This is a genomic window from Pseudomonas sp. W3I7 (assembly GCF_030816095.1).
Taxonomy (GTDB): Bacteria; Pseudomonadota; Gammaproteobacteria; order Pseudomonadales; family Pseudomonadaceae; genus Aquipseudomonas; species Aquipseudomonas salomonii.
Genome location: NZ_JAUSXP010000001.1, coordinates 5,055,170 through 5,081,348 on the forward strand (window position 1 = coordinate 5,055,170; position 26,179 = coordinate 5,081,348).

The following is a 26,179-nucleotide window of genomic DNA, read 5'->3' on the forward strand; positions in this document are numbered from 1 at the left end:
AGTGAACGCGTTGCAGCCGTCCAACACCGTCGAAGCCCTGTACCACGACCATCACCTCTGGCTTACCGGCTGGTTGCGACGCAAGCTCGGCTGCCCGCAAAGCGCGGCGGACCTGGCGCAAGACACCTTTATCCGCGTGCTCACCGCCCGCGAAGCCCCCACGCTGATCGAACCACGCGCCTTCCTCACCACCATAGCCAAGCGCGTGCTGTGCAACTTCTACCGCCGCCAGGACCTGGAACGCGCTTACCTCGACGCCCTCGCGCAGATCCCCGAACACGTGGCGCCCTCGGAAGAAGAGCGCGCCATCATCCTGCAAACCCTGGTAGAGCTGGACCAACTGCTCGACGGCCTGCCCGTGCAGGTCAAGCGCGCCTTCCTGCTGGCCCAGCTCGACGGCCTGACCTACGCACAAATCGGTGCCGAACTGGGCATCTCCATCGCCACGGTCAAGCGCCACCTGAATAAAGCAGCGATGCGCTGCTACTTCGCCCTATGAACTTTTCCACGCAAGTGGCCGAACAGGCCGTGCACTGGCTGATGGAAATGCAGCAAGGCGCGCTTAACCCACGTCAGCAAGCGGCGTGGCAGCACTGGCTGAATGCCCACAGTGAACATCAGCGCGCGTGGGACCATATCCAACGTGTCAACCAACGCCTGCGGGGCATGCCCTCGCCTCTCGCTCACGCAACGCTGAACGCGCCGCAATCGAGCAGCCGCCGCCAGGCCCTGAAGCTGTTGCTGATTCTCGGCGTGGGTTCGGCGGCCGCCTGCGGCTTGCGCCAACAGCATATTTTGCCGCCGCTGAGCGCCGACTACCGCAGCCCTGTCGGCGAGCGTCGCAAGGTGCTGCTGGCCGATGGCAGCCAGTTGCAGCTCAATACCGGCAGTGCGGTGGATGTGCATTTTGATCGGCAGCAGCGCCTGATCCGCGTGCTCGAAGGCGAGATCCTGTTGACTGCACGCGCAGGCGATACGCCGCTGCGCGTACTCACCGGCCAGGGTTTGCTCAGCAGCCAGGCCGCCCGGCTGAACGTGCGCCAGTTCAATGACCATACCCAACTGGCAGTGTTCGACGGCCACGTCGAGGTGATGCCCAACAACTACAGCGGTTTGCCGTTGACGGTCGAGGCCGCGCGCCAGGTCAATTTCACCCGCAAAGGCTGGGACACACCGCGCCCGACCGACGCCAACAGCGGCGCGTGGGCCGACGGCATGCTGGTGGCGGCGCATATGCGCCTGGAAGATTTCCTTACCGAACTGGGCCGTTATCGCCGGGGCCAGCTCAACTGCGACCCGCAAGTGGCGAACCTGCTGTTGTCCGGCAGTTATCCATTGGCCGACAGCGAGCGCATTCTCGACCTGCTGGCAGTCAGCCTGCCGGTCAAAGTGCGGCGTTTTACCCGTTACTGGGTGACGGTCCAGGCACGCGCCTGAAATTTTTTTTCGATAACAGTGAGCCGTTTTCCACACCTCGCGTGACAGAGAAGGAAAGCCACCTTGATCCTTCCTTCCCAGGACCGCACGTCATGCCCCAGCAGCCGACCCTTCTCGCCCGCACCTTGCGCCAACTGTTACTCGGCGCCAGCCTCAGTTTCACCGTACTGCCTCAGGTGATGGCGGCCGAGGCCAAGCCGTATCACATCGCACCGGCTTCGCTGGAAGCGGCGCTGAATCAATTTGGTCGCGAAGCTGGCGTGCTGATTTCGTTCGGTTCCCACGTCACGGCCGGCCTGCAGAGCCGTGGTTTGTCGGGCAATTACAGCGCCGACGAAGGCCTGCAAAAATTGCTGGAAGGCACTGGCCTGCAAGCCCGCGCCGAGGGCGACAAGGCCTACAGCCTGCAACCGGCCAGTGCGCCTGCGACCGTGGAGCTGCAAACCTCCAGCGTGGTCGGCGACTGGCTTGGTGATGCCGCGCAAACCAATGTGTTCGAGCACCCTGGCGCCCGTGATGTGATCCGCCGCGAAGAATTCGAACGCCAAGGCGCCACCCAGGCCCGCGACGTGCTCAACCGCATCCCCGGCGTCAACGCCCCGGAAAACAACGGCACCGGCAGCCATGACATGGCGCTGAACTTTGGCATTCGAGGCCTCAACCCGCGCCTGGCCTCGCGCTCCACCGTGTTGATGGACGGCATTCCGGTGCCTTTCGCGCCCTATGGCCAGCCGCAGCTGTCCTTCGCGCCGATCAGCATGGGCAACATGGACGCAGTAGACGTCGTTCGTGGCGGCGGTGCCGTGCGCTACGGCCCGCAGAACGTCGGCGGCATTGTCAACTTCGTGACCCGCGCAATCCCGAATGCGCCGACCGTCAAAGGCGGTTTGCAGACCGAGACCAGCCCGTCCTCCAGCCATGACGGCTTCAAGACCACCGGCAACCTGCTGGCTGGCGGCACTGCCGACAACGGCCTGGGTGGCGCAATCCTGTACTCCGGCACCCGTGGCGGCGACTGGCGCGAAAACAGCAACACGCGCATCGACGACCTGATCCTCAAGGGCAAATACCAGCTGGACGACGCCAACAGCTTCAACGCCATGGCGCAGTACTACGAAGGCCAGGCCGATATGCCCGGCGGCTTGAACGTCAAGGACTACAAGGCTGACCCGTACCAGTCCACCCGCCCTTACGACAAGTTCTGGGGCCGCCGCACCATGTTCAACGCTGGCTACCGCTACCAGGAAGACCGCCGCGAATTTACCGCCAACACTTTCTTCACCACCACCTTGCGTAATGGCTACCTGGACCAGGGCAACTTCCTGTCGTTGTCCCCGCGCGAATACTGGGTACGCGGCCTGGAAACACGCTTCGCCCAAGGTTTCGACCTCGGCCCCACCAGCCATGAAGTGGGCGTCGGCTATCGCTATATCAGCGAAGCCGGCCACGAGATGCGCTACCGCACGCCGATCAGCGCCAACCAGCAACTGCCCAACACCAACAGCCGCAACGACCGCGACACCCGTGGCGCCACCGAAGCCAACGCGTTCTTCATCGATGACCGCATTGATATCGGCAAGTGGACCATCACGCCGGGCGTGCGCTACGAGATGATCGAATCCCAGCAGACCAACAACCTGAGCAACGTCAAATACAAAGGCGATTACAACACCGCGCTGCCGGCGTTGAATGTGCTCTATCACGTCACCGAAGACTGGAACCTCTACGCCAACACCGAAGGTTCGTTCGGCAGCGTGCAATACAGCCAGATGCCCAACCGCGTGAGCAGCGGCGAAGTGAAACCGGAAAAAGCCCGCACCTGGGAACTCGGCACGCGCTACGACAACGGCAGCCTGCGTGCGGAAATCGGCGCATTCCTGATCAACTTCGACAACCAGTACGACAGCAACCAGACCAACGACACCGTGATCGCCCGTGGCGAAACGCGCCACCAAGGTATCGAGTCGAGCATCAACTACGCCCTCGACGGCTTGAGCCCGGCGCTTGCGGGCTTTGACGTGTACGCCACCTACGCCTATGTGGACGCGACCATCCGCGAAGACGGCCCAAACAAAGGCAACCGCGTGCCCTTCTCGTCCAAGCACAAAGGCACCCTGGGCGTGGGTTATACCGAGGGCCGCTGGAAGCTCAACCTCGACAGCAGCTACCAGAGCAGCCAGTTCGCCGACAACGCCAACACCCAGGCGGAAACCGCCGACGGCGCCAACGGACGCATCCCTGGCTACATGCTGTTCAGCAGCCGCGCAGCGTATGACTTCGGCCCGCAACTGTCGGATTTGAACGTGGCGGTCGGTGTGAAAAACATCTTTAACAAGCAGTACTTCACGCGCTCGTTCGACGATAACAACAAAGGCAAATACGTGGGGGAAACCGCGCACGGTGTACGTGCAGACCTCCATCGCGTTTTAGGTACCGGCGAGGCTGCGAAAGCGGCGGCACAGGCGAAACATAAGTTGCCTGACCCACCGCTTTCGCAGCCTCGCTAAAGCTCGACAGCTCCCACAGGGGATCGGCTGTGTTGGTTAGATCTCAGTTCGCAGGGCTATCGCGCCATACACAAATCCCCCCAGCAACAAAGATCCAATGTGGGAGCTGTCGAGCCCCAGCGAGGCTGCGAAGGCGGCGGCACTGGCGATACATAAGCTGCCTGACCCACCGCTTTCGCAGCCTCGCTAAAGCTCGACAGCTCCCACAGGGAATCGGCTGTGTTGGTTAGATCTCAGTTCACAGGACCATCGCGCCATACACAAATCCCCCCAGCAACAAAGATCCAATGTGGGAGCTGTCGAGCCCCAGCGAGGCTGCGAATGCGGCGGCACTGGCGATACACAAGTTGCCTGACCCACCGCTTTCGCAGCCTCGCTAAAGCTCGACAGCTCCCACAGGGGAACGGCTGTGTTGGTTAGATCTCAATTCACAGGGCTATCGCGCCATACACAAATCCCCCCAGCAACAAAGATCCAATGTGGGAGCTGTCGAGCCCCAGCGAGGCTGCGAAGGCGGCGGCACTGGCGATACATAAGCTGCCTGACCCACCGCTTTCGCAGCCTCGCTAAAGCTCGACAGCTCCCACAGGGGATCGGCTGTGTTGGTTAGATCTCAATTCACAGGGCCATCGCGCCATACACAAATCCCCCCAGCAACAAAGATCCAATGTGGGAGCTGTCGAGCCCCAGCGAGGCTGCGAAAGCGGCGGCACTGGCGAAACATAAGCTGCCTGACCCACCGCTTTCGCAGCCTCGCTAAAGCTCGACAGCTCCCACAGGGGATCAGCTGTGTTGGTTAGATCTCAATTCACAGGGCCATCGCGCCATACACAAATCCCACCAGCGCAGCAGTTCAACTGTGGGAGCTGTCGAGCCCCAGCGAGGCTGCGAAGGCGGCGGCACAGACGATGCATAAGTTGCCTGCCCCACCGCTTTCGCAGCCTCGCTAAAGCTCGACAGCTCCCACAGGGGATGGCGGTGTTGGTTAGATCTCAGTTCGCAGGGCTATCGCGGCGGGCGCAAATCCCACCAGCGAAACAATTCAAATGTGGGAGCTGTCGAGCCCCAGCGAGGCTGCGAAGGCGGCGGTACAGGCGATACATAAGCTGCCTGACCCACCGCTTTCGCAGCCTCGCTAAAGCTCGACAGCTCCCACAGGGGAACGGCTGTGTTGGTTAGATCTCAATTCACAGGGCTATCGCGCCATACACAAATCCTCCAGCAACAAAGATCCAATGTGGGAGCTGTCGAGCCCCGGCGAGGCTGCGAAAGCGGCGGCACTGGCGAAACATAAGCTGCCTGACCCACCGCTTTCGCAGCCTCGCTAAAGCTCGACAGCTCCCACAGGGAATCGGCTGTGTTGGTTAGATCTCAATTCACAGAGCCATCGCGCCATACACAAATCCCACCAGCAACATAGATCCAATGTGGGAGCTGTCGAGCCCCGGCGAGGCGGCCAAGGCGGCGGCACTGGCGAAACATAAGCTGCCTGACCCACCGTCTTCGCAGCCTCGCTAAAGCTCGACAGCTCCCACAGGGGATCAGCTTTGTCGTTGAGATCTACGTTGGCCGACTCTAACTGCCTGCCAGGCAACTCGGGGTGCCCGCCACCAAGGCGTCAATGGCACAGCGTGTCTTGGCCGGCATGTGTGCGGCCGTCGGCCAGATCACGTGGATTGGCGCAGGCTGGTCGCGGTGGTTCGGCAGTACCGCTTCCAGTTGCCCGCGCAGCACGTAATGCGCAATCAACCAGCTCGGCAACCAGGCCAGGCCCACGCCCGCAATCGCGGCATCGGCCACGGCCTGGAGGTCGTCGAGCATTAACAGCGAAGGCACACCGGGACGCTGCGAGGTATTGCAGCGGTAGGCAATGCCTCGGTGTGCGGCGAGGTCGTCGATAGCGGTGATTGGCCCGACCCGCTGCAAATAGGCTGGCGAAGCCGCCAGGCCAACCGATTGTTCGCCCAGGCGACGCGCACTCAGGCGGTCAGTGTCCGGCAGCGGACCAATACGCACGGCCACGTCGAAGCCTTCCTGTGCGAGATCGATCAACCGGTCAGAGAACGAGATCTCGATCTCCAACGCCGGGTAACGGTCCATCAACCCCCACAACGCTGGCGCTGCGTAATGATGGCCGAAAGCCAAAGGCAAGCTCGCCCTTAAACGCCCGCGTGGCTGTTGCCGGCCGCTCTCCAGCACCGATTCGGCAGCTTCCAGCTCTGCCAGCGCACGCAAACAATGTTCGTAGTACGCCTGCCCATCTTCCGTCAGACGCTGGCGGCGGGTGGAGCGCTGCAACAGGCGAGTGCCCAAGCGTGCTTCCAGGCGCGCCAGGCCTTTACCCACGGCCGAACGCGTAAGGTTCAGTCGTTCGGCAGCCTCGGTCAGGTTGCCGCTCTCGACGACTTGCAGAAAGAGCTCAACACCATCAAAACGGGGAGTGGCCATGCTTAATTGTCGCCCTTAATTCCCTTATCAAAGGAAAACTTATCACGAATAAAGAATTCTGCTCCCGCGAGAATAGCGCTCTCTCTCAAGCAAAAGGAATATCCCATGCCGCCCGCCGCCGCCGTATCCGCCGTCAGTGCCCCGCGCACCGCCAGAGATGGCCTGGCACTCACCGCCGTGTGCCTTGTGGCACTGATGTTCGGGCTGGAGATCTCCAGTGTGCCGGTCATCCTGCCAACCCTGGAACGGCAACTGGGCACCGGTTTTCAGGATTCGCAATGGATCATGAACGCCTACACCCTGGCCTGCACCAGCGTCTTGATGGCGGCGGGTACGTTGGCCGACCGCTTTGGACGGCGGCGCATGCTGGTGTTGTGCCTGTGGCTGTTTGGATTGGCTTCGCTGGCCTGCGGGCTGGCCAATGATGCTTCCGCACTGATCGCGGCGCGCTTTGTTCAAGGTATAGGCGCCGGGGCGATGATGATCTGCCAGTTCGCCATTTTGTCGCACCAGTTCCGCGAACCGGCGGCGCGCGCGCGGGCCTTCGCGATATGGGGCGTGATCGCAGGCGTGGGCCTCGGCTTCGGGCCGATGATCGGCGCACTGATTCTGGCGGTCGCGGACTGGCGCTGGGTGTTCCTGGTGCATGTGCCGCTCACGCTGTTGACCCTGCTGCTGCTGCGCATCAGCGTGCAGGAATCCCGCGACCCGGCCGGCCATCGGCTGGATATCGCCGGCATGCTGACCTTGACGCTGTCGGTGTTCGCCTTGGTGTATTTCATTACTCAGGGCAGCGAAAACGGCTTCGGCAGTCCGGCGATGCTCGGCTGGGCTGGTTTGTCGCTGGTCGGGCTGCTGCTGTTCATTTTTGTTGAGCGACGCAGCGCGCACCCGATGTTCGATTTTTCGGTATTCCGCATCCAGCGTTTCAATGGCGCGCTGATGGGGTCGATCGGCATGAATTTCAGTTTCTGGCCCTTCATGATCTACCTGCCACTCTACTTCCAGGCCGGCCTGGGCTACGACACGCTGACCACCGGCGCGGCCTTGCTGGCTTATACGCTGCCAACCTTGCTGGTGCCGCCGCTGGCGGAACGCCTGGCCCTGCGCTACGGCGCCGAACGTATTATCCCGCTGGGCCTGGGTTTGATGGGTGCAGGGTTTATCACCATGGCGGCAGTCAATGGCGCGCAGCAGCCGAGTATCGTCTGGGTGCTGTTCAGTTGCGTGTTAGCGGGCGTGGGACTGGCGCTGACCAACTCACCGACCACCAACACCACCACCGGCGCCGTGTCGGCTGACCGTGCGGGCATGGCCTCGGGTATCGATCTCAGCGCGCGACTGATCACCTTGGCCCTCAACATCGCGTTGATGGGGCTGGTGCTGCTGCTGGGCATTGGCCATCACCTCTCCAGCCTGCTGCCTGCCACCACGGCGTTGGATTGGCCGGCTATCAGCCAGAACATTGCGGCGGGCAAACTGGACGCGCTGGTACTGGCGCCTTCAGACGCCCAGGCCGCACTGCGCCACGGCGCCGGCTGGGCCATGCTGTTTGCGGGGTTGGGTGCGTGCGGGCTGGCGATCTTGAGCCGGTACTTTTTCCAGCAGCGGCCCTGAACGAAAACGGGCCTGCAGATGCAGGCCCGTTTTATTGGGGTTGAAAAAACACTCAGCTATCAGCTGTTAAGCGCAGCCTGTTCGTTTTCCAGAAATTCCTCTTCCAACTCGGCCTCGTCGACCTTGGTATCCGGCAAGCTCTGCCCTACGGCGCGTGGTTTGCCGCGCAGTTTGCCGTACAGATGCTCCAGCGCTTTCTCAAGCTTGGTGGCGGCGCCATCGATCGCCTGTTCCAGCGTATCGGCCTTGTGCAGTACCGACAGTGCTTGATGGCCCTTTGGCCGTGCTTCCAGACGGCAACTCAGATCGTGGGGGCCGGGCTTATCGCCGTTCTCATCCTTCAGGTAGACCTCAACACGGGTCAGGTCTTCTTCATAACGTTCGAGCGTGCTCTCAATGGTAGTTCGTACCCACTCCTCCAGTCGGATGCTGCTTTCAATATGGTTATCGCTATTGACTTGGATTTGCATAGTTCTTCCCTTATTTCAGCTAGCTCGCGAGAGGTCACAACTGCGACACCGGGGTGGTGAAACCATGACCTCTTGATTACACAATTGAGCACTGCGCAGAACATTTCAACCCCTTTGCAAAGATAAATCCCACATTACAAATTAACCCTGACTACGAGCATAAACGCTGTTAGGGTGGGGAGTTAGTTACATCTTCTTACGCCCAGCGAACCTTATAATTGCCCCTCTCCCAACGGGTGCAATCCGCGAAAAATCCCCGCTTCCTCTACCAGCCAGTCATGCACCGCACGCACACCGGGATGGCTCAACGCGCCCGGCGCATACAGCAACACATAACGTTTGTGGTTGGGCACGGCCAGGCCGAAGGGCACGATCAAGGTGCCGCGCTCCAGTTCATCGTTAAGCAAGGTGCGCCGCGCAATCGCCACGCCCATACCGGCGATGGCGGCCTCGATGGTCAGGTGGTTGCGGTTGAAGGTGTGGCCGCGGCGCACGTCGGCGTCGTGGTAGCCGATAGCATTCAGGTAAAACTCCCACTCGGCGTATTCATAACTCCCACGCCAAGCGGTGATGTCGTGCAACAGCGGAAAATGCACCAGGTCCGCCGGGCCATGCAACGGCGGCCTCCCGCGCAGCAGGCTCGGCGCGCACACCGGAAAGATCTGTTCATCGAGCAGGGCTGTGGATAACAGGCCGGGGTAGCTGCCGTCGTTCAAGTCGATGGCCAGGTCGAAGTCGCCCTCGTGCAAGGCGATGCTGCTGTCTTCGGCGACCATGCGCAGTTGGATATCCGGGAAGCGCTGCTGCAAACGCGGCAAACGCGGAGTCAACCACTTGCCGAGAAACGACGGGATCGAGCGCAAGCGCAAAGTGCCGCTGATCATCCCCGCGTCCAGCCGCTGCAATTCCGCATCGATGCTGCCGTAGGCCTCGCCGACGGTCGCCGCCAGCCTTTGCCCCTCGGCACTCAGCTCCACGCCACGGGCACGCCGATGAAACAGTCGAAAGCCCAAGCGCTCTTCCAACTGGCGAATTTGTTGGCTCACCGCCCCCGGCGTGATGTGCAGTTCTTCGGCGCAACGGGTAAACGACAAATGCCGCGCGGCGCAGGAAAACACGTGCAGCCAGACATAGGTCTGGCCATGGAGAGGGCGAGTCATAGCGTTTAGTCCTGCTAAAGGGTGTCTTAGGATAATTCGTTGGTCAGTGCCGATCCAGAGGCTCAGTATCGCGCCAATTCCGCCTGCTCTACAAAACATGGCAGCGATTTCTACTCCATTGCTTGTAAGGCTTTAGCATGGCTATCAGTGTTTTCGATCTATTCAAAGTGGGCATCGGCCCGTCCAGCTCCCATACCGTCGGCCCGATGCGCGCAGCGGCGACTTTCGCCCAAGCCCTGACCGACCAGCAATTGCTGGCCGATACGCGACGTATTGAAGTGCGCCTGTACGGCTCGCTGTCCGCCACAGGCGTAGGCCACGCCACCGACCGCGCCAGCGTGATGGGGTTGATGGGCGAATGGCCAGACACGGTCGACCCCACGTCAATCAATGCACGCATTCAGCAGTTGCGCGAATCCGGCCGACTGCTGCTTGCCGGCAAACAGGAGATTGCCTTCAACTGGCACACCGACCTCCTGCTGCTCGACGAAAGCCTGCCCTACCACCCCAACGCCATGTCCCTGCACGCCTATGGCGAAAACGGCCTGCTGAGCGAGCAAACCTATTACTCGGTGGGCGGCGGTTTCATCATCGAAGCGGCCGAAGCCGCCTCGGGCATCGCGCCTGCCAGCGACGTCGAATTGCCCTACGACTTTTCCAGCGCCGTCGAACTGCTGGCCTTGTGCAACAAGCACGGCCTGCGGGTTTCCGAGCTGATGATGGCCAATGAACGCGCGTGGCGCTGCGACGAAGAAATCCGCAGCGGCTTGCTGCATATCTGGTCGGTGATGCGTGAATGCGTGGAGCAAGGTCTGCGCGATGAAGGCATCTTGCCAGGCGGTTTGGACGTACCGCGCCGGGCGGCGAAATTGCATCGCAGCCTGCTGGAAATCGGCAAACCCAACGTGATCACTTCCACCTTGTCGGCGATGGAATGGGTCAACCTGTTCGCCCTCGCCGTCAACGAAGAAAACGCCGCCGGCGGGCGCATGGTCACCGCGCCGACCAATGGCGCAGCAGGGATCATCCCGGCCGTGCTGCATTACTACATGAAGTTCAACGCCGATGCGTCGGATGACGATGTGGTCAACTTCTTCCTGGCGGCTGCCGCCGTGGGCATTCTCTGCAAGAAAAACGCTTCGATCTCCGGCGCCGAAGTCGGCTGCCAGGGCGAAGTGGGCTCAGCTTGTGCCATGGCCGCCGCCGGCTTGGCCGACATCCTCGGCGCCACGCCCGAGCAATTGGAAAACGCTGCCGAAATCGGCCTGGAACACAACCTCGGCCTGACCTGCGACCCGGTCGGCGGCCTGGTGCAAGTGCCGTGCATCGAGCGCAACGCCATCGCGGCGGTCAAGGCGATCAACGCCACGCAAATGGCCCTGCGCGGTGACGGCAAACACTTTATTTCCCTCGACCGGGTGATCCGCACCATGCGCGATACCGGCGCCGATATGCATGACAAATACAAAGAAACTTCACGGGGCGGCCTGGCGGTCAGCTGGGTGGAGTGCTGATCGGAGCACTTTTACCCGCCCCCTACGTGAGCCCGCGCAAAAATAATAACGAGGCAATATCGATGACTGATGTACGTACACCTGCCGCTGAAAACCCTGCTGTTGCTGTAGATAACGCTGTAGACAACACTGTCACCACCGGCTGGACCAAACACGACACCACCTGGATGCTCGGCCTCTACGGCACCGCCATTGGCGCCGGCACTTTGTTCCTGCCGATCAACGCCGGCGTTGGCGGCTTCTGGCCGCTGATCGTGCTGGCGTTGCTGGCCTTCCCGATGACCTTCTTCGCTCACCGTGGGCTGACGCGCTTTGTGCTGTCGGGCAAATCCGGTGACATCACCGAAGTGGTCGAAGAACACTTCGGCGTCGGCGCGGGCAAGCTGATCACGCTGCTGTACTTTTTCGCGATTTTCCCGATCCTGCTGGTGTACAGCGTGGCGCTGACCAACACCCTGAGCAGCTTCATGGAACACCAACTGCACTTGGCCCCGCCGCCTCGGGCGATCCTGTCGCTGGTGCTGATCCTCGGCCTGATGGCCATTGTGCGCTGCGGCCAGGGCGTGATCGTCAAAGCCATGAGCGTGCTGGTGTACCCCTTTGTCGCCGCTTTGCTGTTGCTGGCCGTGAGCCTGATCCCCAACTGGAACGGCGCGTTCTTCGCTTCCGCCAGTGAAGGCATGCCGTTGCCGCTGTTCTTCAAGACGCTGTGGCTGGCGATCCCGGTGATGGTGTTCTCCTTCAACCATTCGCCGATCATTTCCGCCTTTGCCGTCGACCAGAAGCGCGTCTACGGCCCACAGGCCGAACGCAAAAGCAGCGGCATTCTCGCCACCGCCCACGGCATGATGGTGCTGACGGTGATGTTCTTCTGCTTCAGCTGCGTGCTGGCCCTGTCGCCGGCTGACCTGGCGGCCGCCAAGGCGCAGAACATTTCGATCCTGTCGTACCTCGCCAACCACTTCCAGACGCCAGTGATTGCTTACGCCGCGCCGTTGATCGCACTGGTGGCCATCACCAAGTCCTTTCTCGGCCACTACATCGGCGCCAGCGAAGGCTTCCAGGGTTTGATCGTCAAATCCCTGCGTGGGCGTAACCGTTCGATGTCATCCAAAGGGCTGGAACGCTGCACCGCGCTGTTCATGGTGCTGACCTGCTGGGCCGTGGCGACCTTCAACCCAAGCATCCTGGGCATGATCGAAACCCTGGGCGGGCCGATCATCGCGTGCCTGTTGTTCCTGATGCCGATGTACGCGATCCGCCGCGTGCCCTCTCTGCGCCAGTATTCGGGCCAGGTGTCGAATGTGTTTGTGGTGCTGATCGGGTTGATTGCGCTGTCTGCGATCGTTTTTTCGGTTTTGCCCTGAAATCGAACACGATCTTAAGAACACCACTAATCAAATGTGGGAGCGGGCTTGCTCGCGAATGCGCTCCTTCAGCTAAGTGTTTATTGGCTGACACACCGCTTTCGCGAGCAAGCCCGCTCCCACATGGGTATTACAGCGCCTGGTAGAGCGTTATACGGCACGCCCCTTGCTGTACAGCTAACGAGGCAAACGGACCTTGTGAAACCTCAGCGACGGAGTGGCCGGTGGTCAGGCAATGCGAACTTAACCAGACACCGGTCGTCAATGACTGCATGTTCTTATCAGGCGGTAACGCACCATGGACAATCCTTTTCAGATCATCACTGACACCTTCACACCCACCTACCGCGTCAACCTGAGCATCCAACGGCTCGACGGCAGCATCATGCTCACCCTCTCGGACGAGACGGGGGTGGTGGCCAAACGCATGATCAGCGCCGAACAACGCAACGACCCAGAGCGGCTCAAACGCCTGGTGCAGAGCATTCAGTTCGGCATCGCCATCGAGCAGGGCCACAGCGCCATGGAGATTCTGGCGGTGATGACGGACGGCGACAGCCACAAACTCTTGCAGCCACCGCCCGCCCGCACCCTGCCCTTCAGCGTCGGGCTTTAAAGCTCGCCCTTCTCGGTTTCCAGGCTCGCCTCGCCTTTGCGACGCGGGCCTTCGACCTTCACCGACGGAAACGCCGACGAAGCGTAGCGCACCACCAGAATCGAGAACGCCAGCAACAGAATGCCGCCGCACAGGTAGATGATGCCGACGTCCGGCGGGTTGTGGTGCGACACGTTGGAGATCAGCAGGCGCGTCAGCGCCGTGATCGCCACGTAGATCAGGAAGCGCACGGGCATGTGGTTGGTCTTGAAATAAATCCCGACCATTGCGCCCAACTCCAGGTAGATGAACAGCAGCAAGATGTCATCGATCTTGATGTGCCCGTTCTCCAGCATCCCCAAAAACTCCATCACCGCCGCCCAGGCTGTTACGGCACCAATGGCGAACAGCGCCAGGTAGTGGAACGTCTCGACGAACAGATTGCCCAGCGACTCGGCCAGCCCATGGACTTGCTGACGCAGCTTTTCGGCCCAGTTGATTTTCACGATGATGCTTCCTTAGGTCGACTCGACCGGATAATGCGGGGTGGACGTGACGGTTGTTCTGCATGCAGAAAAAAGGCCAGTGGCAGGTATAAGATGATGGCGGGGTGACATGAGACACGGCAAACCCCCTATTTACCGGCTACATTAAAAAACTGCTACCCAAACACAGTGGTTTGACTTACTCTTTTAGCTGTATATAAATACAGTAGTCGCAAAAGACAACTATCGTGAAGGCATGTGAGGTGGTGAATGGCCGTCGAAGTGGTATACCGCAGCAGCCGAGATCTGGAGCGTTTGTTCATGGATAAAGCCGAAGCTGACCGTCATGACAAGATGCTTGAACTCGCTGAGTTGCTGGCAGAAGTGTTGCAAAAAGCCGTGCCGTCCCTGAGCGAGCAGCAGGTGGAGGAAGCCGGGATCTACATGGCGAAGAATCGCGATGTGTTTGCCAAGGCGTTCAAGAGCCAGCCGGACGCATTGTCCGAGTTGCTGAACCCAGCGGCAGAATAAAGCCCGAATTGAACAGGCCCTGAATCATTGATTCAGGGCCTTTTTAATGCCTGGCCTATTTGTAGAGCAGGCGCTCGGCCAACTCGTCCGCTACCCGCGCGGGGGAGCGTTTTTCGGCTTGGGCATGGGCGAAGATTTCGGTGAGGCGCGTGCCGATGTTGGACAGGTGTGCGGTGATGGCGGGCAACTCGGTGCCGGCGTGTTTGAGGGCGACGTAGATCAGGCCACCGGAATTGATCACGTAGTCCGGGGCGTAGAGGATACCGCGCCCTTCCAGTTGGTCGGCAATGTCCAGGGTGGTCAATTGCGCGCTGGCGGAACCGGCCACGGCGGCGCAACGCAGTTGGCCGACCGTATGGCGGTTGAACACCGCGCCGACACCGCACGGCGCCAGGATGTCACACGGCGTGCTGAGCAACGCATCATTGGCGATGGGGTGTGCGCCGAGCTGCTCCATGGCCAGTTGCACCTTGCCGTGGTCGATGTCGCTGACCAGCAGTTCGGCACCCGCCGCGTGCAGTTGTTCGGCCAAAGCAAAACCGACATTGCCCAGGCCCTGGATCGCGACGCGCAGGCCTTCGAGGTTGTCACTGCCCAGGCGCGCCATGGCGGTGGTGCGGATGCCGGTGAACACCCCCATGGCGGCATGGGGTGCCGGGTCGCCTGCGGCCGTGGTGCTGGTGACGAAACGGGTGTGTTGAGCGATGCAGTCCATGTCGGCCACCGAAGTGCCGCTGTCGATCGAGGTGACAAAACGGCCGTCGAGTTTTTCGATACAACGGCCAAACGCTTCAAACAACGCGGCGCGGCTTTCCACGTGTACGGGGCGGATAATCACCGCCGTGCCACCGCCCACCGGCAAGCCGGCCAGGGCGGCTTTGTAGCTCATGCCTTGGGCCAGGCGTGCGGCATCGGCTACGGCGCTTTCATCGTCGGGATAAGCAAGATAACGGCAACCGCCCAAAGCAGGGCCGAGGCGGCTGTTATGGATGGCGATGACGGCCTTCAACCCGGTGACCGGGTCGACGCTCAGGTGCAGCGATTCAAGGCGGGTGCTGTGCATGAGCGCAAACATCAATGGGCTCCCGAATCACTTCTGGTAGAGGCCCCAGTATAGGCTTGCGGTAGAAAACTGCTGAATCACGCTGGAATAAGCCGCCAGATTTCATAGGCATCAGGACATAAGCCCGCAGGACATTTCCTAAGTTACTGGACGAAAATTCACAGCAAGGCTAAAACGTGGGCATCCGCCGGAGAATGCAATGAATCCCCGCACAGCCTTTTTCGCCTGCCTGGACCGCTCACCGCCTGCGCTGTTTGAAGCCGCGTTGTGGATGGCGGCTGAACACGATCCGAGCGTGCAACCCCTGCTGATCCTGCAAGACCTGACCTTGCTGCAACAACAGATCAGCGTAGGCATGCCCATGCTGCCGGCGGATGAACTCGGCCAGCCGTTGCTGCGGCGCATGAATGACCTGGGGTTTGCCCAGGATGATTCCACACCGCTACGCCCCGCCGCCGCGTTGCTCGACAAGGTACTGCTGCGCAAACGCGGCCAACCCTTGGCCATGGGCCTGATCGCGCTGGAGATGGCACGGCGCCTGGATATCCCCATGGCGGGGGTTAATTTCCCCGGCCATTTCCTGCTGCGGGTGCCCGGTGCCGACCACCTGTTGGACCCTTGCGGTGGCCGGCGCCTGTACCCCAACGACTGCCGCGAGTTGTTGCACCGCCAGTACGGGCCAAACCTCAAGTTGCAGGCCGAGCACCTGCTCACCGCCGAACCGCGTTCGATCCTGCAACGGCTGTCACGAAACCTGCGCCAACTGCACCTGGCCAATGACCACCCGCTGTCGGCCCTGATCGACGCCGAGCGCGTGCTGGAGTTGGGCAATGCCAACGCTGCGGATTACCTGGCGCGGGCCAGCCTTTACCAGCGCCTGGACTGCCCGAGCGCCGAGCGCTTTGACCTGGAACACGCCCTGTTGCTGAGCGAAGACCCGATCCAGCGCCTGCGCCTGACCGAGCGGCTGGGGCATTTGCCACCTAACACCGTGGTGCACTGAACTACTTATTTTTGGCGATCAGGATTTATTGTGGCGAGCGGGCTTGCCCCGCGTTGGGCTGCGCAGCAGCCCCAAGACAGTCACCGCATTTTTCCAGACAAACCGCAGTGGCGGGTTTTGGGGCCGCTTCGCAGCCCAACGCGGGGCAAGCCCGCTCGCCACAGAACCTGCCCAGCCAAAAAATCAGTGATTGGCCGGCGCCTTGAGCATTTCGCTGTGCAATGGGCCCTGCGGCGCGTTGGAGCCAGGCGAGCGCACTTGAATGATCAACAGCGCCGCAATCACCGCCGGAATCGCGCAGAAGAAGAAAATCTGCTCCACCGGAATATGCATCGCCAGCAACAGGCTGCCAAACAGCGGCCCCAGGATTGAACCGAAGCGCCCCACACCCAAGGCCCACCCGGTGCCGGTAGCGCGCACGTGCGCGGGGTAGAAATTACTGGCGAAGGCGTTGAGCGTCAGCTGCCCGCCAATAATGCAGAAGCCGGCCGCGAACACGCAGGCCACCAGATAACGCGGGTTGTCGTGGTTCAGCCCGAGCAAAATCGTGCACACCGCCGCCGCCGCCAGCACGCCGGAGAGCAACCGCACTTTGCTTTTCAGGCGGTCGGCAAACCAGGCCATGCCGATGGCGCCCAAGGTGCCGGCAAACAGGAACATCGAGGTCACAAGGTTCGCTTGCTTCAACGCCAGGCCGCTTTCCAGCAGCAGCGTCGGCAGCCAGCTGATCATGAAATACAGCAGGATCAGGCTGACAAAAAAGGTCGCCCAAATCAGCAAGGTCGGGCGCGCATAGCCGTTGCGAAACAGCTCCACCACCGTGAGTTTGCTGCCCTGCTCCTGAAGGTTCTCTGCCCCACTCGCCAGCGGCGGCTGCCAGTCGGGCAGCATGCGCGCCGTGACCTTTTGCAACCGCGCATACGGCGGCGCATCCCGCAGCAAACGCGGCAAGGATTCCGGCAGCAACCACACCAGGAAAGGGAACAGCAGCAAAGGCGTCACCCCGCCCGCCAGGAAGACCGCCTGCCAGCCGTAACCTTCGATAAACCCGGCCGCCACAAACCCACCCGCCGCGCCGCCGAACGAGAAGCCGCAGGCGGCCAGGGTCACCATCAGGGTGCGCATGCGCGGCGGGGAATATTCAGACATCAACGCCATGGCGCTGGGCATCGCGCCGCCCATGCCGATGCCGCAGATAAACCGCGCAGCCATCAGGGTAGTCAGGGAATTGGCGAACACCATCAGCACGGTGAGGCTCGCGTAGATGAGTACGCAGCCAAGCAGGATGCGGCGCACGCCGAAGCGGTCGGCCAGCGGCGTTACCAGCAATGAGCCCAGGGTCAGGCCCAACAGGTTGGCGCTGAATACCGGGCCGAACGCGGCTTTTTCCAGCCCCCAATCCTTGGCCAATGCAGGCACTACGTAGCCCAGCACCTGGGCGTCATAGCCGTCGGTTACCAGCAGCAGCGCCAGCAACAGGAGAATCAACCACTGGTAGCGCGACACCGCACGGGCGTCGAGTGCCGCGCGAAAGCTGGCAATCTGATTGTGCATCGCAAGGTACCTGTTATTTTTATAAGGATGACGCGGATCAAACGGTGGGAGCTGGCTTGCCTGCGATAGCGGTGTGTCAGCCAGTGCATTATCAACTGATAGACCGCTATCGCAGGCAAGCCAGCTCCCACATTGATTTAGGGTGTGTCAGGGGTGTCAGGTTGATTCGCCGGATGCGCCTGCACAAACGCCGGATGCTGCGCCGCCAGCGCGGCCACTCGCCCGATACGTGGGTACGCGCCCAACGGCACCTTGAAGCGCTCAGCCGCGTACAGCTGCGGGATCAGAAACGCATCCGCCATCCCCGGCTGGTCAGCAAAACAAAAACCTTCATCGCCAATCAACTGTTCCACCGCGCCCAGGCCCTGGCTGATCCAATGCCCGATCCACTCGAGCACTTGCGGCTCGTCATGCCCCCATTTGCGCAGCAGGTTTTGCGTGCTGGAGTTGTGCAACGGATGGATATCGCAGCCAATGATCGACGCCACCGCCCGCTCATGGGCACGGGCCGCCAAGTCCTTGGAGAGCAGCGGCGTCTGTGGATAACGCTCTTCCAAGTACTCGATGATGGCCAGTGATTGGATCAACAGTTCACCCTCATCGGTACGCAGCGCCGGTACACGGCCCTGCGGGTTGATCGCCAGGTAGTCGGGCTGGCGATTCGCGCCGCCCGGCGGCACCAGCAAATTAACCGGCACGGCGGTAAAGTCCAGGCCCTTGAGCGCCAGGGCAATGCGCACCCGGTACGACGCCGTAGAACGGTAGTAGGTATAGAGTTGCATCGCCCTGCCCTCTTAGCGTGCTGCGCTCACGGTGCCACGGCATTCGCCGAAACCGATGGAGGCAAAACCTTCACGGTTGCAACGGGCGCGCAGGATGATTTCGTCACCATCTTCAAGGAATTTACGCACTTCGCCGGAGGACAGTTCAATCGGCTTTTTACCGCCTTCGGTGATTTCCAACAAGCTGCCGTACTGCCCCGGTTGCGGCCCGGACAAGGTGCCCGAACCAAACAAATCACCGGCCTGCAGCTGGCAGCCGTTGACGCTGTGGTGTGCAACCAACTGCGCTACGGTCCAGTACATGTGCTGGGTGTTGCTCAGGGCCAGGCGGTGTTCCGGCAGGTTTTGCTCGCGCATCGCGGCGGTGGTCAGCAGCACTTCCAGCTCGATGTCCAGGCCTCCCGTGGCCTGGTCACGCGTATCCAGCAGGTACGGCAGCGGTTGCGGGTCACCTGCGGGACGTGCCGGTTGGGCCTTGCGGAACGGCTCCAGCGCTTCGGCAGTGACCACCCACGGCGAGATGCTGGTGATGAAGCTTTTCGACAGGAACGGGCCGAGCGGCTGGTATTCCCAAGCCTGGATATCCCGTGCCGACCAGTCGTTGAGCAGGCAGAAACCGGCAATATGTTCAGCGGCGTCGCCAATGGCAATCGAGTCGCCCATGGCATTGCCCTGGCCGATCCAGATGCCCAGTTCCAACTCATAATCCAGGCGCGCGCACGGGCCGAAGGTTGGCTCGGTCTGGCCGGCTGGCAGCGTCTGGCCTTTAGGCCGACGTACGTCCGTGCCCGAGGGGCGAATGGTCGAGGCACGACCGTGATAGCCAATCGGCACGTACTTGTAGTTGGGCAGCAACGGGTTGTCGGGACGGAACAGTTTGCCGATATTTTGCGCGTGTTCGATGCCGACGTAGAAGTCGGTGTAATCATTGATCTTCGCCGGCAAATGCATCTGGCAATCCGCCGCGCGGTGCAATACCTGCGCCTCACGGGTGTGCAGCTTGCTGCCTTCGGCGAGCAGTTCCAGCAGGCGCTCGCGCAAGGCTACGCGTGGGCCACGGCCGAGTTCGAAAAAGCCGTTCAGTTGGCCACCGGCAGTGGCTTCGACCGCACGGCGTGCTTCACCTTCAAACTCGTCCAGCGCAGCGTGCAGGTCGAGAATCGAATCGCCAATCGCCACGCCACTGCGCGGGGCCGAGCCATTGATGCTGAACACGCCCAACGGCAGGTTCTGCAAGGGGAAATCCCGGTGGCCGTTGGCGGAGGCTACCCAACTGCGGGCAAGTGTTGGCTGAGTCATGGGTTATCTCCGGTTCGGGTTGAAGGTGGCGGGCAGCGAGGCCCAGCACGCGTCGTAAGAAGGTTGCAGTTGTGGGCACTCAAGGGCGAACTGTGTGGGGCGCAGCACTTGGCTGGTCTCGAACATGAAGGCCATGGTGTTATCGATCTTGTGCGGCGCCAGCGCCACGTTGATGGCTTTGGTGCAGGTCTCGCCGTCCGGGCCGTGGGCGCTCATGCAGCTGTGCAGTGACGCGCCGCCCGGCAGGAAACCCTCGGCCTTGGCGTCGTAGGCGCCCTGGATCAGGCCCATGTATTCGTTCATCAGGTTGCGGTGGAACCACGGCGGGCGGAAGGTATTTTCGGCCACCATCCAGCGCGGCGGGAAGATCACGAAGTCGAGGTTGGCCAGCCCATGCACGCTGGTGGGCGAGGTCAGTACGGTGAAAATCGACGGGTCCGGGTGATCGAAACTCACCGTGCCGAGGGTGTTGAAACGGCGCAGGTCATATTTGTACGGCACGTTATTGCCGTGCCAGGCGACCACGTTCAGCGGCGAGTGGTCCAGTTCGCAGCCCCACAGTTCGCCGAGGAATTTCTGCACCAGCGTGGTCGGTTTTTTGCTGTCTTCGTAGTGAGCGACCGGTGTGAGGAAATCACGCGGGTTAGCCAGGCCGTTGCTGCCGATTGGCCCCAGGTCCGGCAGGCGCAGTGGCGCGCCGTGGTTTTCCGCAACGTAGCCGCGTGCCTGGGCATCCAGCAGTTCGATGCGAAATTTCAGACCCCGGGGCAGCACCACGATTTCCAGCGGCTCGACGTCCAGCACGCCCAACTCGGTGGCGATACGCAGGCGGCCCTGCTCGGGGACGATCAACAGTTCGCCATCGGCGTTGAAGAACACCCGTTCCATCGAACGGTTGGCGCGGTAGTTGTAGACGCTGATGCCTGAGGGTTTTTCCGACCCGGAGTTGGCGACCATGCCGACCAGGCCGTCGATAAAGTCAGTCGGTTCGCCGGGAATATCCAGCGGGTTCCAGCGCAAGCGGTTCGGCGTCACCGCACCCAAAGGCCCACCGGCCAGTTGCCGTTCCAGCTTGATAAACGCCGGGTGGTTGGCCGACGGCTGTATGCGGTACAGCCAGGTGCGGCGGGCTTCGCTGCGCACCATGGTAAAGGCCGTGCCGGAGAACAGCTCGGTGTAGAGGCCGTAGGGAGCTTTTTGCGGGGAATTCTGGCCGACCGGTAATGCGCCGGGCAACGCTTCGCTGGCGAACTCATTGCCGAAACCCGACTGGTATTCGAGGTTCATGGACCGTCCTCTGTGCGCAAGTTGTTTTTATCGTAATCCAGTTACGCATAACGTAATTTGATCACTATCGACCGTCAAGCTATAAAGACGCCCATTCATCTCTCGGATTCTCGCCCTTCCATGGAAAAGCCCCGCGACACCGGTAAACAGAAAGTCCGCTCGGCCGAAGTGGGCACCGATATCCTCAAGGCGCTGGCCGAGCTGTCCCCCGCCACCTCGCTGTCGCGTCTGGCCGAACATGTGCAGATGCCGGCGAGCAAGGTCCACCGCTATTTGCAGGCGCTGATCGCTTCGGGGTTTGCCGAGCAGAACACCGCCACCAACCACTACGGCCTGGGCCGCGAGGCGTTGCGCGTGGGCTTGGCGGCGCTGGGCAGCATGGACGTGTTGAAAGTCGGCGCGATGCCCCTGGCAGAACTGCGCGATGAATTGAACGAAACCTGCTTTCTGGCGGTGTGGGGCAACCAGGGCGCGACCGTGGTGCAGATCGAACCGGCGGTGCGTGCCGTCACTGTGGTGACGCAGTTGGGCTCAGTGTTGCCGCTGCTCAGCTCGTCCACCGGGCTGGTGTTCAGCGCTTACCTGCCCTCTCGGGAAACCGTGGAATTGCGCGAACGCGAGATTCAGGCCGGGACTGCCCATGCCCTGGCGGACGACGAGGCTTACGCCAGCGCCTGTGAACAGATCCGCAGCCGTGGCCTGCACTTTGTGCATGGTTTGCTGATGCCCGGCGTCGATGCGTTGTCGGCGCCGGTGTTCAATGCGGTCGGGCACGTGGCGGCGGTGATGACCGTGGTCGGCCCCACCTCACTGTTCCATGCCGATGAAGATGGCCCGGCGGCGCAGCGCTTGCTGGCGGCGACCCGGGCCGTGAGTTGGCGCATGGGCTATCAGCCCTGAATCACTCGTCCCAGCGTGACAGGGCCAACGCCACGCGGTTTTCCACGGCTTTGACCTGCGCGCCGCCCACCACGTAATTGTTGCTCAGCATCGAGAACACCAGCTTGCGCCCTTTGGTATCGGTGATGTAACCGCTCAAGGACGACACGCCGCCCATGGAGCCGGTCTTGGCATGCAGGTTGTTCTCGGCCGCGGTACCGCGCAGGCGATAACGCAGGCTGCCGCCGGTCATGCGATCGGTGTTACCGGCAATCGGCAACGCGTTGTACCAGGCGTTGAACCACGGCTGCTTGCTCGCGGCCAGCAGCAGGTCGGTAAGATTTTGTGACGACACCAGGTTACGCCGCGACAGGCCCGAGCCGTCGACCTGGCTCAGCGTCGCCGTGTCCAGCCCCTGGCGCTTGAGAAACCCGGCCACCGCCACCGCACCCGCTGCCGCTGTGCCGCTGTTGGCCGTCTGGCGGCCCATGGCCTTGAGCAAGGCTTCGGACATGTTGTTGTTCGAGAGTTTGAGCAGCGGCGTAATCAATTCCTGCAACGGCGCCGATTTATGCTCGGCCAGTACCGTCACCGCCGCCGGGCTTGCGCCGCCCATCACTCGACGGCCAAGCACCGTGATGCCTTGCTGCGCCAGCGCTTGCTCGAACAGGTTGGCCACCAGTTGCGTTGGCTCCCACACACTCACCAGCTGCTCGCTCTGTCGCCCCGGCGCCACGGCGCCACTGAGTTGCAGCAGGTTGGTGCCATGGCGACGGTTGATCCCGTAGGTGTTGCCCGGCCCGCTGACCGCGCGGTTGCTCAGTTGCAGGTAGTTGGTCGGCGGGAAGATGTCGACACTCACGGCCTGCCCGGCCCGTGCTGGCGCCTTGGCGGTGACCAGCACGCTGCCGGCATCAAAATCGGTATTGGGTGACACAGTCAGCGCCGAAATCTGTGCGCCGTAGTAGGTGGTTTCATCATCGTGGGACCAGTCGACACCCAGCCGCTCGGCGTCAAACCAGGTGTCGTCAAACACCAGATCGCCCTGCACCTGACGCACGCCCTGGCTGGCCAACTGCGCCGCCAACGCCTGGTAATCGGCGAACTGAATGGTCGGGTCGCCCAGGCCGCGCAGGTACAGGTTGCCGGTCAGACGGTCGCCCTGGCGAATGCCGTTGCTCAGCAGTTGCGTGGCGAAACGGTACTGCGGCCCGAGCACATCCATGGCTGCGGCCGTGGTCAGCAGTTTGAGGTTGGAAGCCGGCACCAGCCGCGTACGCGGGTTGTGCTCATACAGCGTGGCGCCACTGTTGGCGTCCCGCACCATCAGCGAGACCGAAGCACCCTGCAGCGCCGGGTCGGCCAGCAATTGGTCGAGGCTCTGGCCGGTAGCCGTCTTCGAAGGCGTGGCGCAACCACCCAGTAACAAACTCAAGCCCACCAGCATCGCGCTGGTGTGTATCCATCGACCCAACTGCATCAGTACCGTTTTCCCGCAAAATATTCAGTGGCGGCAACGCTACCAGCTCAACGCCGTTGTGGCGAGCGTGGCTGCTGTGGGATCTGACCTGTTGTGGCGAGGGAGCTTGCTCCCGTTGGACTGCGTAGCAGTCCCATGCGCTTAAAGCAAAGAGCAGGGGCCGCTTCGCAGCCCAGCGGGAGCAAGCTCCCTCGCCACAGGATATCGCCTGTCTTAGAACTGCAGGGTGCTGGAAACCGACACCTGCCGCGCATCGCCGATGGACACAAACTGGGTGTTCACCGACGAGGTGTAGTAGGTGCGATCAAACAGGTTCTTCACGTTGAGCTGGAACTTGACCTTCTGCCCGTCGATTTTGGTGTCGTAGCTGGCAAACGCATCGGCCACGGTGTAGCTCGGCAGTTCGAAGCTGTTGGCCGCGTCCCCGGCCCGCTCGCCCACGTAACGTGCCCCGGCGCCCACCCGCAGTTGGTCGCCGCCGAGGATGCTGCCGAAGTCATACACGGCCGACAATGACGCGGTGTTTTTCGCCACGTTTTGCAGGCGATTGCCTTTGAGCGTCGGGTCTTCAGTCACCTCGGCATCGGTGTAGGCGTAGCTGCCGATCAGGCTCCAGTTGTCGGTGAGCTGGCCGCTGGCGTCCAGCTCAAGGCCACGGGAACGCACCTTGCCCGCCACGCTGTAGACGGCGGCCAAACCGTCGCCGACCTGCACCAGCACGTTGCGTTTTTCGATATTGAACAGCGCCGCGCTCGCGGTAATGCGCCCCGGTATGTCGAGTTTGGTGCCCAGCTCCCAGGCCTTGGACTGCTCCGGTTCCAGGCTGCCGTCCAGCACGCTTTTGTTCGCCAACGGTGCGATGGTGGAGTTGGGTTTGAACGACTCGGTGTAGCTGCCGTAGAACGACAATTGATCGGTGTAGCGATACACCAGGCCGGCACGCGGCACCCACTTCTGGCCGTTGCCATCGGTGTTGGCGGTGAACGGCACGCCTTTGCCGGCGTATTGGTCGTACATCTGGTAGCGCGCACCGCCGACCAGAATCCATTGGTCATTGAGGTGGATGGCGTCCTGGAAGAACAGCGAATCGCTGCGCAGCAGGTCGGTCTGGTTACTGTCCGGCGGGCTGACTTTGGTGCCCGCGACTTCGTTGCCGTACACCGGGTTGTTGTAGTCGAAGACACCGCGCGGCGCCTGGCGAATCAGGTCGGCACGGTAGATCTTGCGGTATTCGTCGTCGAGCCCGAACACCAGGTCGTGCTGCATGCCGCCGACATTGACCTTGCCTTCCAGGCTGGTGGTGGCGAAGCGGTCGTTGGTCAGTGCTCCTTGGGTGCCGTCCATGCTGCGGGTCAGGGTGCCGTTGGTGTTGACCTTGACTACGCGCACCTGGCTGGCGTCGTAGGTCTCGCGGTTCCAGCTGTAGCCGAAGTGCGCCTTCCAGTCGTCGTTCAAGTCGTGGTCGACTTCCAGGCGGTACAGGTCGGAGCGGCCTTGCATATTGTTGAACGGTTCATCCAGGCGACGGGTCGCGGGGATGTTCAACGGGTGGTTGGTCTTGGGGTCGATGGCGGTGCCACGGTCGAACGGCGAGAGAAATTCGCGGTGCTCATAGGCGAACACTACTTTGGTGGTGTCGCCGTACCAGGCCAGAGACGGCGCCACCAACGTTTCGCGGTGAGTGCCGAAGTTGCGCCAGTAATCTTCGTCTTCGTGGTCGACGATCAGCCGATAGGCCAGGCCGCTGTCACCAATCGGGCCGGTGGTGTCGAGGTTGCCGCCGCTGCCGTTTTTGCCGTCACCGAAGGTCGAGCCGCGCGCGGTCAACGAGGTGGACTGCACCAGCTCGGGCTTTTTGCTGACGATATTGACCACGCCGCCTGGGTCCTGGATGCCATACAGCAAAGACGACGGGCCTTTGAGCACTTCAACACGCTCGGCGGTGGCGTTCAGCGCGCGGCCCTGCACCACGGGCATACCGTCCTTCATGATCGAGCCGTTACGGTTGTCACCAAAACCGCGCAGCATCACCGCGTCCTGGGTGCTGCCGAGGGTGTTGGCCTGGGTGATGCCACTGATATTGCCCAGGGCGTCATCCAGGTTGCGCGGCTGTTGGTCACGCAGCACCTGGGCCGGCACGACGTTGACGGTTTGCGGGGTTTCCAGCAGCAGGCCGTGGGAGCGCATCACCGAACTGGTGGGCGGTGGCTGATAGCTGGTGGTGTCCTGGGCTTGGCTCGCGCCGCTGATGGTGGTGGCGCCCAGGTTGACTGCGCCGTCGGTGGGCACAGGCTCAAGCGCCAGAGTACGGGCGTCGATCTGGCGAAAGGTAAAGCCTGAGTTGCCGAGCAGCCGTTGCAGGGCCTGGGTGGCACTCATCTGCCCGCTGACCGCCGGGGCATTGAGACCATAGGGCGCTTCGTCGGTGTAGATCACGCTGATGCCGGTCACCCGGCTGAAATCACTCAGCGCCTGGGGCAGCGGTTTGGCTGCCAGGGCAAAGTTGAACTGGGCACTTTGTTGTTCCTGCGCCTGCGCAATCGCCAGGGGCAGCAACGCCAGCCCTGATACTGCCAATACCGAGGCTCCCAGCCACTGTTTTACCCAACCGCCCGCCGTCGACTTCATGCTGTGAGAACCCGTGTAGAAAACGCTGTTAATGCGAATAGCTCGCAGTTTCAAACACTACACGGATGGGCGG

General features: G+C 61.7%; 20 protein-coding genes and 1 pseudogene. 10 read left to right on the forward strand and 11 right to left on the reverse strand.

The window, feature by feature from the left end; translation table 11 throughout:
- Window positions 1–10 precede the first annotated feature (10 nt).
- The 3 genes and pseudogenes from QF043_RS23360 to fecA all read left to right on the forward strand — a co-directional run bounded on the left by QF043_RS23360 (window position 11) and on the right by fecA (window position 3,867).
- A complete protein-coding gene (locus tag QF043_RS23360) occupies window positions 11–499 on the forward strand; it encodes a sigma-70 family RNA polymerase sigma factor (RefSeq protein WP_307421492.1) in 489 nt (162 codons plus the stop codon).
- Window positions 496–1,437, forward strand: a complete 942-nt coding sequence (locus tag QF043_RS23365) for a FecR domain-containing protein (RefSeq protein WP_307420344.1) — start codon at window positions 496–498, stop codon at window positions 1,435–1,437. The genes QF043_RS23360 and QF043_RS23365 overlap by 4 nt, the downstream gene beginning before the upstream one ends.
- A gap of 92 nt (window positions 1,438–1,529) precedes the next feature.
- Window positions 1,530–3,867: pseudogene (fecA, locus tag QF043_RS23370) on the forward strand (TonB-dependent Fe(3+) dicitrate receptor FecA).
- A 1,652-nt stretch (window positions 3,868–5,519) separates the two neighbouring features.
- Here fecA and QF043_RS23375 read toward each other — a convergent pair.
- A complete protein-coding gene (locus QF043_RS23375) occupies window positions 5,520–6,392 on the reverse strand; it encodes a LysR family transcriptional regulator (protein WP_307420345.1) in 873 nt (290 codons plus the stop codon).
- A 105-nt stretch (window positions 6,393–6,497) separates the two neighbouring features.
- Here QF043_RS23375 and QF043_RS23380 point away from each other — a divergent pair, with 105 nt between their 5' ends.
- Complete coding sequence (locus QF043_RS23380; RefSeq protein WP_307420346.1) at window positions 6,498–8,009, forward strand: MFS transporter; 1,512 nt, start codon at window positions 6,498–6,500, stop codon at window positions 8,007–8,009.
- A gap of 59 nt (window positions 8,010–8,068) precedes the next feature.
- Here the strand turns inward: QF043_RS23380 and QF043_RS23385 are convergent, their stop codons facing one another.
- On the reverse strand, window positions 8,069–8,479 hold the full coding sequence (locus tag QF043_RS23385; RefSeq protein ID WP_307420347.1) for an HPF/RaiA family ribosome-associated protein: 411 nt from the start codon (window positions 8,477–8,479) through the stop codon (window positions 8,069–8,071).
- A gap of 212 nt (window positions 8,480–8,691) precedes the next feature.
- Window positions 8,692–9,639 carry a LysR substrate-binding domain-containing protein gene (locus QF043_RS23390; RefSeq protein WP_017135169.1) on the reverse strand — a complete coding sequence of 316 codons (948 nt, stop codon included), beginning with the start codon at window positions 9,637–9,639 and terminating at the stop codon, window positions 8,692–8,694.
- Window positions 9,640–9,776: 137 nt separating this feature from the next.
- On the opposite strand from QF043_RS23390, the gene QF043_RS23395 reads away from it, so the two are divergent.
- The 3 genes from QF043_RS23395 (at window position 9,777) to QF043_RS23405 (ending at window position 13,136) form a co-directional block, all read left to right on the forward strand.
- Window positions 9,777–11,153, forward strand: a complete 1,377-nt coding sequence (locus tag QF043_RS23395; RefSeq protein WP_177024302.1) for an L-serine ammonia-lyase — start codon at window positions 9,777–9,779, stop codon at window positions 11,151–11,153.
- A 62-nt stretch (window positions 11,154–11,215) separates the two neighbouring features.
- Window positions 11,216–12,520: a serine/threonine transporter gene (locus QF043_RS23400; protein WP_307420348.1), complete on the forward strand. Its 1,305-nt coding sequence runs from the start codon at window positions 11,216–11,218 to the stop codon at window positions 12,518–12,520.
- Between the two features lie 298 nt (window positions 12,521–12,818).
- Window positions 12,819–13,136, forward strand: coding sequence for a DUF3509 domain-containing protein (locus QF043_RS23405; protein WP_058419385.1), 318 nt, complete (start codon window positions 12,819–12,821; stop codon window positions 13,134–13,136).
- Here the strand turns inward: QF043_RS23405 and QF043_RS23410 are convergent.
- Entirely contained in the window at window positions 13,133–13,621 is a 489-nt protein-coding gene (locus tag QF043_RS23410) for a phosphate-starvation-inducible protein PsiE (protein ID WP_056858911.1), read from the reverse strand. The two genes, QF043_RS23405 and QF043_RS23410, sit on opposite strands and share 4 nt — an antisense overlap.
- Before the next feature lie 249 nt (window positions 13,622–13,870).
- On the opposite strand from QF043_RS23410, the gene QF043_RS23415 reads away from it, so the two are divergent.
- The gene (locus tag QF043_RS23415) at window positions 13,871–14,131 is read left to right on the forward strand and encodes a YebG family protein (RefSeq protein ID WP_003188807.1); all 261 of its coding nucleotides are present in this window, start codon (window positions 13,871–13,873) and stop codon (window positions 14,129–14,131) included.
- Between the two features lie 55 nt (window positions 14,132–14,186).
- On the opposite strand, the gene QF043_RS23420 is transcribed toward QF043_RS23415, so the two are convergent.
- The gene (locus QF043_RS23420) at window positions 14,187–15,206 is read right to left on the reverse strand and encodes a Glu/Leu/Phe/Val dehydrogenase (protein ID WP_200430902.1); all 1,020 of its coding nucleotides are present in this window, start codon (window positions 15,204–15,206) and stop codon (window positions 14,187–14,189) included.
- Between the two features lie 187 nt (window positions 15,207–15,393).
- Between QF043_RS23420 and QF043_RS23425 the strand changes: the two genes are divergently transcribed.
- Complete coding sequence (locus QF043_RS23425) at window positions 15,394–16,197, forward strand: SirB1 family protein (protein ID WP_307420350.1); 804 nt, start codon at window positions 15,394–15,396, stop codon at window positions 16,195–16,197.
- Window positions 16,198–16,380: 183 nt separating this feature from the next.
- Here the strand turns inward: QF043_RS23425 and QF043_RS23430 are convergent, their stop codons facing one another.
- The 4 genes from QF043_RS23430 to hmgA form a co-directional block, all read right to left on the reverse strand.
- On the reverse strand, window positions 16,381–17,751 hold the full coding sequence (locus tag QF043_RS23430; RefSeq protein WP_307420351.1) for an aromatic acid/H+ symport family MFS transporter: 1,371 nt from the start codon (window positions 17,749–17,751) through the stop codon (window positions 16,381–16,383).
- Window positions 17,752–17,888: 137 nt separating this feature from the next.
- Entirely contained in the window at window positions 17,889–18,533 is a 645-nt protein-coding gene (gene maiA, locus QF043_RS23435; RefSeq protein ID WP_307420352.1) for a maleylacetoacetate isomerase, read from the reverse strand.
- Between the two features lie 12 nt (window positions 18,534–18,545).
- Window positions 18,546–19,832, reverse strand: coding sequence for a fumarylacetoacetase (gene fahA / locus QF043_RS23440; protein WP_307420353.1), 1,287 nt, complete (start codon window positions 19,830–19,832; stop codon window positions 18,546–18,548).
- 3 nt (window positions 19,833–19,835) lie between these two features.
- Window positions 19,836–21,119, reverse strand: a complete 1,284-nt coding sequence (gene hmgA / locus QF043_RS23445; protein WP_307420354.1) for a homogentisate 1,2-dioxygenase — start codon at window positions 21,117–21,119, stop codon at window positions 19,836–19,838.
- Window positions 21,120–21,239: 120 nt separating this feature from the next.
- On the opposite strand from hmgA, the gene QF043_RS23450 reads away from it, so the two are divergent.
- Complete coding sequence (locus QF043_RS23450; protein ID WP_056858918.1) at window positions 21,240–22,019, forward strand: IclR family transcriptional regulator; 780 nt, start codon at window positions 21,240–21,242, stop codon at window positions 22,017–22,019.
- 1 nt (window position 22,020) lies between these two features.
- Here the strand turns inward: QF043_RS23450 and dacB are convergent, their stop codons facing one another.
- Complete coding sequence (gene dacB, locus QF043_RS23455; protein WP_307420356.1) at window positions 22,021–23,478, reverse strand: D-alanyl-D-alanine carboxypeptidase/D-alanyl-D-alanine-endopeptidase; 1,458 nt, start codon at window positions 23,476–23,478, stop codon at window positions 22,021–22,023.
- Window positions 23,479–23,691: 213 nt separating this feature from the next.
- A complete protein-coding gene (locus QF043_RS23460; RefSeq protein ID WP_307420357.1) occupies window positions 23,692–26,106 on the reverse strand; it encodes a TonB-dependent receptor in 2,415 nt (804 codons plus the stop codon).
- Window positions 26,107–26,179 lie beyond the last annotated feature (73 nt).

Coding starts and splice junctions, on each gene's coding strand:
- QF043_RS23450 (WP_056858918.1), top strand. CDS start 21,240: ATGGAAAAGCCCCGCGACACCGGTAAACAGAAAGTCCGCTCGGCCGAA.
- dacB (WP_307420356.1), bottom strand. CDS start 23,478: ATGCAGTTGGGTCGATGGATACACACCAGCGCGATGCTGGTGGGCTTG.
- QF043_RS23375 (WP_307420345.1), bottom strand. CDS start 6,392: ATGGCCACTCCCCGTTTTGATGGTGTTGAGCTCTTTCTGCAAGTCGTC.
- QF043_RS23425 (WP_307420350.1), top strand. CDS start 15,394: ATGAATCCCCGCACAGCCTTTTTCGCCTGCCTGGACCGCTCACCGCCT.
- QF043_RS23430 (WP_307420351.1), bottom strand. CDS start 17,751: ATGCACAATCAGATTGCCAGCTTTCGCGCGGCACTCGACGCCCGTGCG.
- QF043_RS23415 (WP_003188807.1), top strand. CDS start 13,871: ATGGCCGTCGAAGTGGTATACCGCAGCAGCCGAGATCTGGAGCGTTTG.
- QF043_RS23385 (WP_307420347.1), bottom strand. CDS start 8,479: ATGCAAATCCAAGTCAATAGCGATAACCATATTGAAAGCAGCATCCGA.
- QF043_RS23380 (WP_307420346.1), top strand. CDS start 6,498: ATGCCGCCCGCCGCCGCCGTATCCGCCGTCAGTGCCCCGCGCACCGCC.
- fahA (WP_307420353.1), bottom strand. CDS start 19,832: ATGACTCAGCCAACACTTGCCCGCAGTTGGGTAGCCTCCGCCAACGGC.
- QF043_RS23405 (WP_058419385.1), top strand. CDS start 12,819: ATGGACAATCCTTTTCAGATCATCACTGACACCTTCACACCCACCTAC.
- QF043_RS23395 (WP_177024302.1), top strand. CDS start 9,777: ATGGCTATCAGTGTTTTCGATCTATTCAAAGTGGGCATCGGCCCGTCC.
- QF043_RS23390 (WP_017135169.1), bottom strand. CDS start 9,639: ATGACTCGCCCTCTCCATGGCCAGACCTATGTCTGGCTGCACGTGTTT.
- QF043_RS23460 (WP_307420357.1), bottom strand. CDS start 26,106: ATGAAGTCGACGGCGGGCGGTTGGGTAAAACAGTGGCTGGGAGCCTCG.
- maiA (WP_307420352.1), bottom strand. CDS start 18,533: ATGCAACTCTATACCTACTACCGTTCTACGGCGTCGTACCGGGTGCGC.
- QF043_RS23400 (WP_307420348.1), top strand. CDS start 11,216: ATGACTGATGTACGTACACCTGCCGCTGAAAACCCTGCTGTTGCTGTA.
- QF043_RS23365 (WP_307420344.1), top strand. CDS start 496: ATGAACTTTTCCACGCAAGTGGCCGAACAGGCCGTGCACTGGCTGATG.
- QF043_RS23420 (WP_200430902.1), bottom strand. CDS start 15,206: ATGTTTGCGCTCATGCACAGCACCCGCCTTGAATCGCTGCACCTGAGC.
- hmgA (WP_307420354.1), bottom strand. CDS start 21,119: ATGAACCTCGAATACCAGTCGGGTTTCGGCAATGAGTTCGCCAGCGAA.